12 protein-coding genes are annotated in these 13,371 nt (G+C 46.6%); 4 read left to right on the forward strand and 8 right to left on the reverse strand.

Annotation, left to right across the window (positions count from 1 at the left end; translation table 11 throughout):
- Positions 1-244: 244 nt before the first annotated feature.
- Positions 245-2,776 (reverse strand): primosomal protein N', encoded by a 2,532-nt coding sequence (gene priA / locus J7529_RS01215; RefSeq protein ID WP_318727481.1) that lies wholly within the window; start codon positions 2,774-2,776, stop codon positions 245-247.
- A 365-nt stretch (positions 2,777-3,141) separates the two neighbouring features.
- On the opposite strand from priA, the gene J7529_RS01220 reads away from it, so the two are divergent.
- The 4 genes from J7529_RS01220 to J7529_RS01235 all read left to right on the forward strand — a co-directional run bounded on the left by J7529_RS01220 (position 3,142) and on the right by J7529_RS01235 (position 5,694).
- Positions 3,142-4,263: an RNA polymerase sigma factor, RpoD/SigA family gene (locus J7529_RS01220; protein WP_318727482.1), complete on the forward strand. Its 1,122-nt coding sequence runs from the start codon at positions 3,142-3,144 to the stop codon at positions 4,261-4,263.
- A 25-nt stretch (positions 4,264-4,288) separates the two neighbouring features.
- The gene (locus J7529_RS01225) at positions 4,289-4,771 is read left to right on the forward strand and encodes a GNAT family N-acetyltransferase (RefSeq protein WP_318727483.1); all 483 of its coding nucleotides are present in this window, start codon (positions 4,289-4,291) and stop codon (positions 4,769-4,771) included.
- A 133-nt stretch (positions 4,772-4,904) separates the two neighbouring features.
- Positions 4,905-5,402 carry a GNAT family N-acetyltransferase gene (locus J7529_RS01230; RefSeq protein ID WP_271938171.1) on the forward strand — a complete coding sequence of 166 codons (498 nt, stop codon included), beginning with the start codon at positions 4,905-4,907 and terminating at the stop codon, positions 5,400-5,402.
- A gap of 85 nt (positions 5,403-5,487) precedes the next feature.
- Positions 5,488-5,694, forward strand: coding sequence for a glycogen debranching protein (locus J7529_RS01235; protein ID WP_318727484.1), 207 nt, complete (start codon positions 5,488-5,490; stop codon positions 5,692-5,694).
- Between the two features lie 88 nt (positions 5,695-5,782).
- Here J7529_RS01235 and J7529_RS01240 read toward each other — a convergent pair whose 3' ends face one another.
- The 7 genes from J7529_RS01240 to murD form a co-directional block, all read right to left on the reverse strand.
- On the reverse strand, positions 5,783-6,253 hold the full coding sequence (locus J7529_RS01240) for a DUF29 domain-containing protein (protein ID WP_318727485.1): 471 nt from the start codon (positions 6,251-6,253) through the stop codon (positions 5,783-5,785).
- 252 nt (positions 6,254-6,505) lie between these two features.
- On the reverse strand, positions 6,506-8,092 hold the full coding sequence (locus J7529_RS01245; protein WP_318727486.1) for a glucose-6-phosphate isomerase: 1,587 nt from the start codon (positions 8,090-8,092) through the stop codon (positions 6,506-6,508).
- 97 nt (positions 8,093-8,189) lie between these two features.
- On the reverse strand, positions 8,190-8,489 hold the full coding sequence (locus J7529_RS01250; RefSeq protein WP_318727487.1) for a hypothetical protein: 300 nt from the start codon (positions 8,487-8,489) through the stop codon (positions 8,190-8,192).
- A gap of 38 nt (positions 8,490-8,527) precedes the next feature.
- Positions 8,528-8,755 (reverse strand): hypothetical protein, encoded by a 228-nt coding sequence (locus J7529_RS01255; protein WP_318727488.1) that lies wholly within the window; start codon positions 8,753-8,755, stop codon positions 8,528-8,530.
- Positions 8,756-8,775: 20 nt separating this feature from the next.
- A complete protein-coding gene (locus tag J7529_RS01260; protein WP_318727489.1) occupies positions 8,776-11,694 on the reverse strand; it encodes a UPF0182 family protein in 2,919 nt (972 codons plus the stop codon).
- Positions 11,624-11,779 carry a hypothetical protein gene (locus tag J7529_RS01265; protein WP_318727490.1) on the reverse strand — a complete coding sequence of 52 codons (156 nt, stop codon included), beginning with the start codon at positions 11,777-11,779 and terminating at the stop codon, positions 11,624-11,626. The genes J7529_RS01260 and J7529_RS01265 overlap by 71 nt, the downstream gene beginning before the upstream one ends.
- Positions 11,758-13,113: a UDP-N-acetylmuramoyl-L-alanine--D-glutamate ligase gene (murD, locus tag J7529_RS01270; RefSeq protein ID WP_413038790.1), complete on the reverse strand. Its 1,356-nt coding sequence runs from the start codon at positions 13,111-13,113 to the stop codon at positions 11,758-11,760. Before murD ends, J7529_RS01265 begins: the two co-directional genes overlap by 22 nt.
- Positions 13,114-13,371: the final 258 nt, after the last annotated feature.

The following is a 13,371-nucleotide window of genomic DNA, read 5'->3' on the forward strand; positions in this document are numbered from 1 at the left end:
TAAGGTAAGCTCTCACCAACTCGTGGTCAACGTACTTGGAGATGTCAATGGAGTTAGAGTGGAAATACTCATTTACCAGAGACCATGCCTGTTTTATGTAGGTTTCCATGTTCAACACATTTTCAACACATTTTCAAGGTTCAGTGTGTGAAACATGTGTGAGGCAAGGAATTCAGCTATTCGCATAGCGTTAGCCAGAGAGTAGGAATAGGGTTCGAATCCCTGGTCACCTATACAGGGTCAGCTATCCAAAATTGAGAGGGTCAATATCTAAGCTTAAACTGACTCTCTTGGAATGGAGCGATCGCAATTCAGCTAAAGAAGGTAGACTTATTTCTTCTCTTGGAGGAAATTTGAGCAAAATCTGCCAACGATAGGCATCAGAAACCCGCATCACCCGTGCAGGGGCAGGCCCCAAGACCTGATACCCTCCTGGTCTTGATTCTAAAACGTCCGCCACTCGATCGGCAGCAGTTTGCACCTCCATGAGATCCAAGCCAGTGAAGCGAAACAGTACTAAGGAAGAATAGGGCGGATAATGGTAAGCTTCTCGCTCCTCTAACTCCTGTTGCATAAACGTTGCATAAGCATTTTGTTGCACCGCTTGAATGGCGCGATGGTCTGGCGAGTAAGTCTGAATAATAACCTGTCCGGGGTCATCCCCACGACCGGCCCGACCGGCAACTTGGGTTAAAATTTGTACGGCTTCCTCTCCAGCGCGATAGTCTCCCTGATGCAATAAGCCATCAGCAGCCACCACTCCCACCAGGGTCACCCCTGGAATATCCAATCCTTTGGTTAACATCTGGGTTCCCACCAATAAATCGGCTTCTCCTCGCACAAACCGAGTCAGTAGGGTGCGATGGGCGTTTTTGGTGCGGGTCGTATCGCTGTCAAACCGAATCACCCGCAGTTCTGGAAAGAGCTTGGCTAACTCATGAGTCACCCGTTGGGTTCCGGTGCCAAAGTGTTTCAGGTAGGGCGATTGACATTCGGGACAGTGGGAGGGTTGAACCTGGGAAAAGTTGCAATAATGACAACGCAACCGTTCTGTAGCTCCCTGATGGGTGTAGTGGTAGGAGAGGGAAACGTCACAATGGGGACATTCGAGAACATATCCACAACTGCGACAGGAGACAAATGTACTATGGCCGCGACGGGGAATAAAGAGAATGCCTTGTTGCTGGCGATCGCCTAAACGCCTTAACTGATCTTGTAGACTACGGCTAAAAATAGACCGATTTCCCTGTTTCAGTTCTCGACGTAGATCGACAATGGAAATGGGAGGAAGCGGCCGGTTTCCCACTCGTTCTGGTAAACTGAGCCGCGTGCAGGTTTTTCCCGGCCCGCTGCTAAACCAGGTTTCCATCGATGGGGTGGCGCTACCCAAAATCAGGGGGCAATTTTCCAGTTGGGCCCGCCATTGAGCCACCTGACGAGCGTGGTAGGTAGGAGCAGGTTGGCTTTGTTTGAAACTGGTATCGTGTTCCTCATCCAAGATAATTAAGCCCAGACTGGGCAAAGGGGCAAAAACGGCGGATCGGGTTCCAATGACGATTTGAGGGGTTCCTTGGAGCATTTGCCGCCAGGTATCGTAACGTTCGCCATCGGATAGGGCACTGTGGTAAACGCGGATTTTTTCTCCAAACCGGGCCCGAAAGCGATCCGTCAGTTGGGGGGTGAGGCCAATTTCTGGTACTAGCACCAGGATGGATTGTCCTTGCTCTAGAATGGGGGCTATCGCCTGAAGATAGACCTCCGTTTTCCCCGATCCGGTAATCCCATGGAGGAGAAAGGGATGATAATCCGATCTCCCCTGAATGGCTGCTAAGGCTTGAGTTTGCGCGGGAGTCAGCGGTTTAGGTGTATCGCGATCGGGCATGGGGCCCGTATCGTACCGTAACTGTTCCTGCTCTGAGATCGCCACCCACTGCTTTTTCTCCAAAGTTTTGATCGCCCCTGAAGAAGTTTGCCCCTGTTGCACCAGTTCAGTGACCAACATTTCCCCACCCTGACGAGCGAGAAAGTTTAAAATTTCCTGTTGTTGGGGGGTTAATTCTTCCGGTTCCGGTAAAGTCGATTTGACTAGAGTTACGACCTGTTGGCGTTTCGGACGAACCGGTTTTGGGGGTTCCAGGTAGCTTTGCACCCATTGCCGTTTTAACAAATCTTGCAATCCGCGTTGGGCCTGGCGTACCTGTTGTTTCAGATAACGCCAAGAATAATCCCCTGTTTTGCTTTTGGCGAGGATATTCAGGAGTTGTTGCGCCGGTTGATGCACAAACACTTGCGCCTCTTTGGGAATGGACTCCGTTAAGCGGATGCGACGTTGGGATTTGGCTAATAATCCTGGAGGTAGGGCCATACGAATCACTCGGATTAAGGGCGTATGGTAATAATGGGCCACTTGGTTGAGGAGTTGCCAATAACTGGGGGGAAAAAATCCCGAACTAATCACCTCATGAACCGACTTGATCTTTTCTGGGGGTAAATCTGCTGGAGGTGCAGACAGCAAACGAATGGCGATCGCCCCCACCTGATGAGAACGACAGGGTACGATCAAAATATCCCCTAGCTGCACCCTCAAGTTGGAGCCAATTGCATAGGTATAGAGCTTTGGCTCCTCTTCCTCTAATTCTTGCTGATCCACATCCAGCAAAACCTCCACCCAGCACTGCCGATCAGAAGAGGAAGTCTGGATATAAAACGGATTCTTCGAGGCAGCCACTCGGCAACTCGTAATGGGTGGTTGCAGGCGATCGAGTTTACTGATCATAACGTTTTAGATGGCGAACTGCTTTCATTCTGGGGTATCCCATGCCTATTGCTAGTCGTGCCTCTTGCCTCCCCCTTAGCTTGAGACTGCTCTAATTCTATCAAAAAGATTATGATTTCTCCTCTTCACGGTCAGAGTGTATCGTACTCCACAGAAACTTGAGAAAAAAACACACAACAATAACTTTTGTATCGTTTACTCACCTATGGATTGCCAACCTTAAATTATGCTACTACACTAAGGACAACCTTATGCTGTTCAGCTCAAATTCCCTTGGCTTTAGCTGAAAAGTTATCACCTACATCGCCACTCCTCACACCACAGATCCTGAATTCTTTAAAGTGCAACTCATTTTGTCATTTCCTATGTTGAACAGACCAGAAAATAACGGATTGATCGATCGGGAATACGATAATCCCCAGGCAAACTCAGAGGCAAAAGCGTCTGTTTTAAACGCCCTTAGCTTATCCCCGTCAGACCCTGAACAGTCTGCCAACTCATTATCGACAGGAAATTGGGTAGATTCAATTGCTTTTATTAATGAAGATACCGTTGGACTATTCCTGAAAGAAATGGCACGTTATCCCCTCCTGAATGCAGAAGAAGAAGTGATCTTATCTCGACAAGTTCAAGAGGGAATGGATCTGCAAAAAATGCAAGAAAAACTTCTAGCAAAGACGGGAAAAAAGCCGACGATTACAGATTTAGTTCGGGCCAGTGGTTTCCCGGCATCTGAAATTAAAACTAAACTCAAATATAGCCAAATTGCCAAGCAAAAAATAGTTCGATCTAATCTGAGATTAGTGGTGTCAATTGCCAAACGGTATGTGAATCGAGGAGTCCCCTTTCTAGACCTCATTCAAGAAGGAGCATTGGGATTAAATCGAGCGGCCGAAAAGTTTGATCCCGAAAAAGGCTATAAGTTTTCAACCTATGCCTACTGGTGGATTCGCCAAGGGATCACCCGGACGTTGGCAAACCATGGACGCACGGTAAGATTGCCTATTCATGTGGTGGAAAAGCTGAATAAAATGCGAGTGATGCAACAGCAATTGCGTCAAAAACTCGAACGTAGCCCCAGCGAAGGTGAATTAGCCGAAGCATTGGAAATTTCGATTCCTCAATTGCGGTATTTGCATCAGGTACGCAGGCGATCGCTCTCTCTAAATCATCGATTTGGAGAAGACCAAGATACGGAATTACTCGATTTACTTGAAGATCAAGGAACTCAGTCCCCAGAAACCCTCCTGAGCGAAACTATGATGCGTCAGGAAATCCTATCGGTTCTCAGTGATGTCCTCACCGAACGAGAAAAAGATATTATTTCCTTAAGGTATGGGTTAAGTACGGGAAAACCCTATACTCTAGAAGAAGTCAGCCATTTGTTTAACCTCTCCCGCGAACGAGTGCGGCAAATTCAGACCAAAGCGATGCGGAAACTGCGCCGTCCTCAAGTTGCTCAACGGTTAAAGGCTTGGCTGCGCTAAACCAAAATCGGCATTCTATGCAACTATGAACCCTGGCGATCGCCCGAAGCTCGAGATCCGACTCGCAACCCGCGATGATGTACCCATCCTGTTCGATTTGATTAGCGCTTTAGCTGAATACGAACAATCATCCAATCAAGTCATTGGGTGCGTGGCGGATCTAGAAAAACACCTGTTTGATCGGTGCTATGCAGAAGCCTTAATTGCCCAGTGGGAAGCAAAAACGGCGGGATTTGCTCTATTTTTCCCGAGTTATTCTACCTTTCGCACCCAACCTGGACTCCACCTCGAAAACCTGTTCGTGTTGCCTCAATTTCGCCGTAAAGGAATTGGTCGTGCCCTGTTAAAATCTTTGGGTGAAATTACCCTAGAGCGTGGTTATGAGCATCTGGAATGGGCAACTCTGGACTGGAATCAATCGGCGATCGCCTTTTACGAATCCATGGGCGCTCAAACTCTGAGCAACTGTTGCCTTTATCGCGTCACGGGTTCAGCATTTACGGATTGAGCCGATTCAATCCACAGAACTCTCTAGATGATGAAGCATCAGTAAAAGAAAAGAATATGATTTCCTTAAGGTATAGCTCAACTGATGAAAAATCCTATACCCTAAAACCTGAACATTGGCATTGAGTGCAACCATGAACCTCGATCAAGGCGATCGCCCGAAACTCCAGATCCGACTCGCAACCCGCGACGATGTAACCATTCTATTCGAGCTAATTGGGGCTTTAGCCGAATACGAAAAATTATCCCATCAAGTCATCGGGTGCGCTACCGATCTGGAAAAACACTTGTTCGATCAACACTATGTAGAAGCCTTAATGGCCCAATGGGAAGGAAAATCGGTAGGGTTTGCCCTCTTTTTCCATAACTATTCCACCTTTCTCACCCAACCCGGTCTCTATCTCGAAGATATTTTTGTCCGACCTGAATATCGCCGTAAAGGGATTGGATCGGCCCTGTTGAGAACTTTGGCAAAAATCGCCCTAGATCGCGGTTGTGGGCGCTTTGATTGGGCGGTACTGGACTGGAATGAACCGGCGATCGCCTTCTACGAACGGATGGGCGCTCAAGTGCTTCCCGACTGGCGAATTTGCCGCCTCACTGGTTCAGCCCTTACCGATTTAGCCGGTTAACAGCCAAAATCTATAGCAAACTCAGGGAAACTGGGAGCATTCCCTATTCCCTGTTCCCTCAAACCATAACTTGGAGTATTGCCCTATGACTATTTGGGTCAACGAACAAATCGATCCCTCTGGCATGATCTATGCTTGCATTGCTTGTTGCGATCAAAAACAAGCACAAGAGTGCCATGACTCCTTCAACAACAACCTCACAGAAGACCAAAAACAAGCCGGATGGATAGCTCGAATGCATACTGTTGACTCTTGGGAGGAAGTTCCTGCAAGTGCACTGAAGTTGAATTAAACGTGGGAATGGGGGATCTGTGAACCTGCCCCCACCTCTACCGAAATTGTGCGATCGCATTTCCCATCGTTGCTGTCAAGAAATAGATTTAATCACTATCTGCTTGTAGAGGGTTATCTTCAGGAAAATAATCCATATCCAAAACCTGCTCTTGCGTAAAAGGACAATCAATCGGAAAAGTCTGTTTCGGTAAATTGGTTTCATTGACAGCAGCACGCACTGCTTTTGGATAGCATTCTGAGAAAATATCTGCAAAATAAGGGTTTAAGCTAGGACTATCCTTTAAAAGAAGCTCTAATTGCTCTCTTTGCTCGTCAATAGTATTTATCCAGCTATTTGTCCGTTTTTCTGATTGATATTTCCACTTGAGCAAATGCATCAATAGAACCTTTAAACGACTGAACATCTCCCGTCTATTGTTCCGTCCCATATCAGAAATTTCTTCTATTAAATTCTCTAAATCAAGTGCGTCTAAATCACCGTGTTCTAAGTGATTTATAGTTTGCTCAATCCACAAATTAAAATCTGTTTCATAAAGCTGAGATAGTTTCGCACTCATTCTGACTCCTACTCGCTGAGGTTGTGTTAGCCTTTATGTTATATCAAATCCTTAAATGCTTGCTATAGCAGAGAAAGAGTTGGTTAGGACAGGCAATTGGCTCTAAGCCCCTTGTTATAGGCTGATGGGACAGTTCTGTCTAACTCTCCCTTTCTTTGCTATATTTAATGAGCCAGGGGCGCGATCGCGCCCCTGGCTCCCCTTCTCCTCTGCTCCCCTGCCTCTTCCCCTGTGCCAGGTATCGGAGTTCGCCTAACTTTTAGCAACTTTCAACTGCTGGAGTTGAGTAGCATCACCGTGCAAGACAACTCCACGATTATTGAAAGCTAAATGGCGGACAATTTTATAAACCACTTCAATTTCCTCTGGGGCGTTGGCAGCAGTCGCTAATTCTACCAAAGATAAAGCTCCGTCGCTCTCCCCTAAAGCTTTCATAATTTGATTTTGCAACTGGAGAACACTAGCGGCAGCTTTTTTGCCAGCTTCTACACCGGGTTGGTGATAGGCATTGATATTCACCAAAGTGGCATAAAATCCGACCGCCCGCTCATAGAGAGCAATCAATGCCCCTACCGTGCGTGGGGTGACTTCAGGAATGGTGACGGTAATGGAGTCCCGGTTATTTTCGTATAAGGCTTTGCGGGTTCCTTGCAATAGTCCAGACAGATAGTCACCACAGGTAACGCCAGGTTCTACTTCGGGGGAAGGGCGATCGCGGTCTTTCAGAACTTCAATAAAGGTGACAAAGAAATTCGGTACACCTTCGCGCAACTGCTGGACATAGGCATGTTGGTCGGTGGAGCCTTTGTTACCATAAACAGCAATCCCTTGATAGACCGTATTACCGTCTAAATCCTTTTCTTTACCCAAGGATTCCATCACTAACTGTTGGAGATAGCGGCTAAAGAGCAGCAAGCTGTCTTGGTAGGGCAAAATCACCATGTCTTTTTCTCCTTTACCATTGCCAGCGAAGTACCAGGAAAGGGCAAGCAGAGCGGCAGGATTTTGTTTGAGGGAGGGGATGCGGGTGGCTTCATCCATTTCTTTGGCTCCCGCTAACATTTGGTTGATGTCGATCCCTTGTAGAGCGGCGGGAACTAAACCAACAGCAGAGAGTTCGGAGGTGCGCCCGCCTACCCAGTCATGCATGGGGAAGGTGGCTAACCAATGTTCAGATTTAGCGAGTTGTTCCAGTTTACTCTCATGGCCGGTAATGGCGATAAAGTGGGGGCCATGGGGGAGGTTAGCAGCTTTATAGGCCGCTTTGGCTTCGATCATGCCATTGCGGGTTTCGGGCGTGCCTCCAGATTTGGAGATGATAATGACTAGGGTGGTATTAAGTTTATCTTTGAGTTGGCCTAGAGTACGGTCAATACCCGTCGGATCGGTGTTGTCAATAAAGTGAATATTGAGTTGAGGGGAGGAAGAGGCTAAGGCTTGAGCAACAAATTGGGGCCCTAGGGCCGATCCACCGATGCCAATGGAGAGAATATCAGTGAATTGGGGAGCATTGGGGGGTTTGATGGCTCCGGAGTGGATATCTTGGGCGAAGCGATGAATTGCTTCTAGGGTTTCGTTGATTTCAGCTTTGAGTTGGGGGTTAGGTGCAAGATCGGCGTTGCGTAGCCAGTAGTGCCCCACCATTCGTCCTTCATCTGGGTTGGCGATCGCCCCTGATTCCAGTTTAGCCATTTCTGCAAAGGCTTTGTCAAGCTTGGGCTGTATTTGTGCGACTAGACGATCGTCAAACCTCATTCGACTAATGTCGAGATAAAATCCTAGGCTGTCGTGGGTGTACAGCCAGTCTTGATAACGTTGCCAGAGGGTTGCTGCATCCATAACCAGTCTTCTCCAAAGGGTTGAGGCATTGTCGGCGATCGCCGATCGAAACAAGGTAATCAGAGGTTACTTAAAACTCTCCTAGACACCATACCGTTTAGATCTCCGGTTTGGGTAGAATCCGGAGAAATTTAACAATTTGCCCCACGACGGCGATCGCAATCAGATATTCTCCAATCGTAAAATGATAGAACATCGGCTCTGGGCCAAGTCGATGCAGTTTCGGCAGGTCTTCTAGGCGTTTGAGGCCCAGGAACTCAGTAAATACAAAGCGATAAATTGTTTCATAGCTACTCTTTTCTCTTTTCTGTAACTTTTGTAGATCTTGGAGAAAGCTACGGTGATAGAGCAGTTGGTATTGGGTGGATGATATTGTGGAGGAGTGAGCCACAGTCATAGGATTTGCACCTGTGCCAGCGATCGAGGATTGGTTTATTATGGATGATGCAAAAACCCTAGAGCTTCTTCGCGATTCATGAAATCACCGGGTTTGATTGTATCCATGGTTGCGTGCATCATGGTCAGTACATAGACATCTGCACTCAGAGGAGCTAAAAAAGCCCAAACTTGATTTAAGTATTCTTCCGGAAGTCCATCGACGAGATCGTGGATCTGTTGTCGTTTCTTCGTATCAATCATACCCTTGAGATAGGAGGTCTGCATTGCCTCCCCCATTCTAACCCCTAGGGCGATCCAATTTCATCTAAGTTGCGAATTACAGGTGTGGGAGGATTAGAGGGACTAGAATTAGGGGAATTAAAGATAGCATTGATGGCTCTCTCCAGGGTGTTAGCCATAACAATTTGGTTGTCATAGGCAACAATCACTCGGACTAAGGTCGGTAAGCTATTTTGTTCGGCTTCCAAATAGAGGGGTTCGACGTAAAGCAAAGATTTTTCAATGGGAATAACGAGGAGGTTTCCCTGAATAGCTTTTGATCCCTGCCGGTTCCAGAGAGAGATTTGACGGGAAATTTCTGGGTCTTGATTAATCAGAGCATCAATTTGTTCTGGCCCATAAACAAGCTGCTGTTTCGAGAATTGATAGAGCAAAAGTTTGCCATAATTTTCTCCATCTGAACGACCCGCTAACCAAGCAATTAAGTTATTGCGACTTGCAGGAGTAAAGGGATGAAGTAAGATAAATTCTTCCCGATTTTCAGTCGGCAACTTCATGATTAAATAATAAGGTTCTACGGTTTGCGGTTGACCGCCATAGATTTCTAGGGGAGAGCGCCATTGATCCTCACGGTTGTAAAACACTTGAGGATCGCGCATATGATAGGTTAACAGTTGATCGGATTGGATGCTAAACAGGTCTACAGGATAGCGAATATGCACCTTAAGGGATTGGGGCATATCGTTTAAACTGCGGAACAGGTTAGGAAAAATTTTGGCAAGGGTTTGAATCATCGGGTCGGAGTCATCGGCGATGAAAAAATAAACCCTGCCATTGTAGGCATCGACGACGACTTTTACGGAGTTGCGAATGTAGTTAAAGGGGAGTTTTTCTGGATCGGAATACGGATAGCGATCGCTAGTCGTATAAGCATCAATAATCCAATACAAATAGTTCTCCTTATTGCTACTGTTGTCCCCACTTAAATCAGTATCGGCAACGACTAAATAGGGGTCTCGATCGAATCGCAGAAAGGGAGCAAGCGCTTGGACTCGCTCAACGATATTACGACGAAATAAAACCTTAGTTTCTGGTGTAAAAGATTGGGTTAAGAGCATTTGCCAATCTTTGAGGTATTTAGCAAACAACCACCGTCTCCAGCGACTGGCGATCGATACGCCCCCTGTCCCATCATAAAAGTTATATTGGTTAGCATCTCCTTGGGGATAATCTAACTCGGGTTCCCTTGAAGGAGTCATAATATAAGTATTGGTCAACTCTCCATAATAAATTCTCGGTTGACCAATGGGAATACTATCGCGAATTCGAGGCTCAGAAATCCAAACGGGAGTGGTTTGTCCTTCGGGACTTTCTGCACCAATATCTTTGACATAATATTCCGGTAAACCGTCGGAGGCAACCGTATTGACTGGGGACATGGTAAAGCCATAACCATGGGTATAGACTAAATGTTCATTGATCCAAGTTTTTGCCTCTTCAGGTACTCCTTCATAATCTAATTCTCGTGGCGCTAAAATGACTTGTTGTTTTTCCGTACCTTGATAATCTCGCTGGCGGAAAGTATAGCGCTCAATATCGGCATCCAGAAATTTATAATATAAGCGAATTTGTTGCAGTTGCCGGTTGGTTTGTAAGAGGGGGCGAGTATCCCAGAGGCGAATATTATCAAGAGTTAGCTTATTGTTGAGTAAGTCTTGTACGGTTAATTGTCCTTCAGGATTAAACGGATAAACGTCAATTTGGTCTAAATTAAAAGCCGATCGAGTAAATTCAATGGTGCGCTGGATAAATGGAGTTTCTCGTTGCAGCTCGTTGGGTTGAACGATGAGGCGCTGGCTTAGGGCCGGTAGGGCATAGTTGCTCACTCCTGCAATGGTTAAAAAGAGAAGCATCCCATAAATCATTTTCCGCCAAATATCCCGTTTTTTTGCCCAATAGACCGAGCGACCTAAAAGAAAAAAACCATAGCTTGCTGCCAGAATAGACAGCACTTCAATCATCGGTTTTTGGGTATAGATATCGGTAAAGCTGGCTCCATAAATGACTCCGGTGGGGGAATAGAGGAGTTCGTAGCGGGAGAGGACATAACTATAAGCAACGCTAAACATAACTGCGGCACTGATGACTTGCAGATGGCGGCGCTGTTTGGGAGAAAAACCGGGAAAACTCCCCAGGGCTAAACTTCTACCGGATAATAAGTAGATGATGGTAACGGCAAGTAAGGAAAAAACACAGAGAATAACGAGCCAGAATTCCAGGAGATGGAGAACGGGTAAGGTGAAGATGTAGAAGCTAATGTCTTGGTTAAAGAGGGGATCGACTTGATTAAAGGGAGTGGGATTAAAGCTGGTGAGAATTTTTGCCCAATGGCTCGATAAAATTACGCCTAAACCTGTGCTGAGGAAAATGGCGATCGCCAGTAGCGTTCTTTGGGGAATGCACAAGAGGAGAATGGGGAACCCAAGGACAAATAGGGTTTTGACTCCAGAAGAGGGTAGATCTAGAAAGGTGCGAAGAGCTGATTCGGGGCGAAATCGAGGGGGAAGTTCGGGAGTAAGGCTGGCAATATTAAAATCGGTATGCCAATAGGGAAGAATGACTTCTGTATATTGGACAATAATTAATCCTAAAACGAGACTTAAGAGTCCGACGGATAGCAGCAACCCCCCTAGGGGAATGGTTTTGGGATATTGAGGATAAGCGTCTTGTTCTTCTGGGGGTTTGGGATATTTGAGCCGGTTTGCAACCCAGAGATTCCCGCATAGATAGAGGCTGCTGATTCCGAAAATAAGCGTACCAACAATCAGTTGGGTTTTCACCCGGAGGGCAAATTCAGCACGATAACCAAGTTCGTTAAACCATAGTCCTTCGGCGATCAGGTTAGTCGCGATCTCAAAAATAAGCCATCCTGCCAACAGGATAACTAAAATCCAACCGATTTTTGGCGATCGCAGCCACTGCATGTTGATTTAAACCAAGTTCGTCAGTATCAGGAGAGAGGAGTAGGGGCAAAAAAATTTTTGCTTCTACTGGTTCAGTTCTAAACATAATTGGCGGAAATGATCGCCCCGTTGCTCAAAGTTAGCATATTGATCGAAACTGGCGCAGGCGGGAGAAAATAATACTCCTTTGGCTTGATAGTGTTTTGCTAAAACTAAGGAACGGGGAATGGCTCGATCCAAAGTTTCGACCATCTCATAGGAATCATAACCCACCGCTTCTAAGCGTTGGGCAAAATGGGGCGCAGCTTCGCCGATGAGTAAGACTGCCGCCGCTTTAGACTTAATGCGATGCAACCATTGAGTGTCATCTCCCTCTTTAGCTTCTCCTCCTGCAATTAAAATAACGGGAGGCTCAACTGCTGATAAGCCCACTTCTGCCGCATCATAATTGGTGGCTTTACTATCATTAATCAAGTCAATTTGATCGATCGCACCAATGAGTTCTAAACGATGGGGAACGCCGGGAAAATTGGCGATTGCCTCAGCAATGGCTTCGTGTTCAATCCCCGCTAACCGAGCTACAGCTACCGCCATTAAGAGATTTTGCTGATTATGCGCTCCCACCATTTTCAAACTGGCAGCGGGTAAAATGGGGTCGCCTTGCACCATCACCCAGCGGTCTTGAATATAAATCCCATTCTGGGGAGAACCGACTAAATGCTGTTTGCCTTTAACGCTCGTCCAATAGGCATCCGGCCATTCTTTGAGACCCCTTTGATGCAAATAGGCATCATCCCCATTAAAAACTTGATGATGCGATCGCCGCAATAACTGCGCTTTAATGTCGTAATAATTGTCCAGAGTTTTATGGCGCTTGAGATGATCGGGGGTAAACGTTGTCCAGACCCCAATTTCTGGAGATAGGGTAGAGGAGGATTCAATTTGATAGCTACTCACTTCGGCAATCACCCAATCTGGCCGTTTTTCACCGAGTGCCAATTCACAAGCCGCGTAGCCAATATTGCCGCAGCCGGGGGCATGAAAGCCAGCCTGTTGAAAAATCGCGGCAATTAAAGCCGTAGTCGTGGTTTTGCCATTGGTTCCGGTTATGCCAACCCAAGGAACATCCTTAAGATCTCGCCAAGCGAGTTCCATTTCCCCTAGGATTTCAATGCCTTGCGCTCGTGCTTGCACCAACACGGGAATATCCCAGGGAACTCCAGGACTGACAACAATCCGTTCTGGAAGTGGGGAATCCTCTAGGCTGAAGGAAAAGCCTAGATCGCAGGCAATTCCCAGATCGTGAAGAGTTTTCTGTTGTTGGCGTAAAGCATCGGAGATTTGGCGATCGCTCACTTGTACCTGCCATCCTTGACGGTGTAGCAGTTTAGCGGCTCCAATTCCAGATTTACCTAAACCAATGACATGAGCAAGGGGCATATTCTTTTGGGCGGCAGACACAGTTCGTTCTTCATCATAAGCCTTTGTGCGATCTTCTGAAGGGAATAGGCACTCTAGCGATAGGCAATAGGCCATAGAAATACAGCGTTTTGTGCTAGGTAATAGATCTACTATTAAGAGTGTCTTTCCTATCAAATCGGTTGAATAAATTACGATCAGTCCTAGCGAACAGAACACAGTGGAGTGAACCCATCCGATCGTACTGATGGGCTGTTCTCTATTCCCCAGGGTGTGATA

This window comes from Roseofilum sp. Guam (genome assembly GCF_017746735.1).
Classification (GTDB): domain Bacteria; phylum Cyanobacteriota; class Cyanobacteriia; order Cyanobacteriales; family Desertifilaceae; genus Roseofilum; species Roseofilum reptotaenium.

Bases quoted from the DNA above. Each gene is read 5' to 3' on its own strand.
- priA (WP_318727481.1), bottom strand. From the start codon at position 2,776: ATGATCAGTAAACTCGATCGCCTGCAACCACCCATTACGAGTTGCCGA.
- J7529_RS01220 (WP_318727482.1), top strand. From the start codon at position 3,142: ATGTTGAACAGACCAGAAAATAACGGATTGATCGATCGGGAATACGAT.
- J7529_RS01225 (WP_318727483.1), top strand. From the start codon at position 4,289: ATGAACCCTGGCGATCGCCCGAAGCTCGAGATCCGACTCGCAACCCGC.
- J7529_RS01230 (WP_271938171.1), top strand. From the start codon at position 4,905: ATGAACCTCGATCAAGGCGATCGCCCGAAACTCCAGATCCGACTCGCA.
- J7529_RS01235 (WP_318727484.1), top strand. From the start codon at position 5,488: ATGACTATTTGGGTCAACGAACAAATCGATCCCTCTGGCATGATCTAT.
- J7529_RS01240 (WP_318727485.1), bottom strand. From the start codon at position 6,253: ATGAGTGCGAAACTATCTCAGCTTTATGAAACAGATTTTAATTTGTGG.
- J7529_RS01245 (WP_318727486.1), bottom strand. From the start codon at position 8,092: ATGGATGCAGCAACCCTCTGGCAACGTTATCAAGACTGGCTGTACACC.
- J7529_RS01250 (WP_318727487.1), bottom strand. From the start codon at position 8,489: ATGACTGTGGCTCACTCCTCCACAATATCATCCACCCAATACCAACTG.
- J7529_RS01255 (WP_318727488.1), bottom strand. From the start codon at position 8,755: ATGCAGACCTCCTATCTCAAGGGTATGATTGATACGAAGAAACGACAA.
- J7529_RS01260 (WP_318727489.1), bottom strand. From the start codon at position 11,694: ATGCAGTGGCTGCGATCGCCAAAAATCGGTTGGATTTTAGTTATCCTG.
- J7529_RS01265 (WP_318727490.1), bottom strand. From the start codon at position 11,779: ATGTTTAGAACTGAACCAGTAGAAGCAAAAATTTTTTTGCCCCTACTC.
- murD (WP_413038790.1), bottom strand. From the start codon at position 13,113: ATGCCCCTTGCTCATGTCATTGGTTTAGGTAAATCTGGAATTGGAGCC.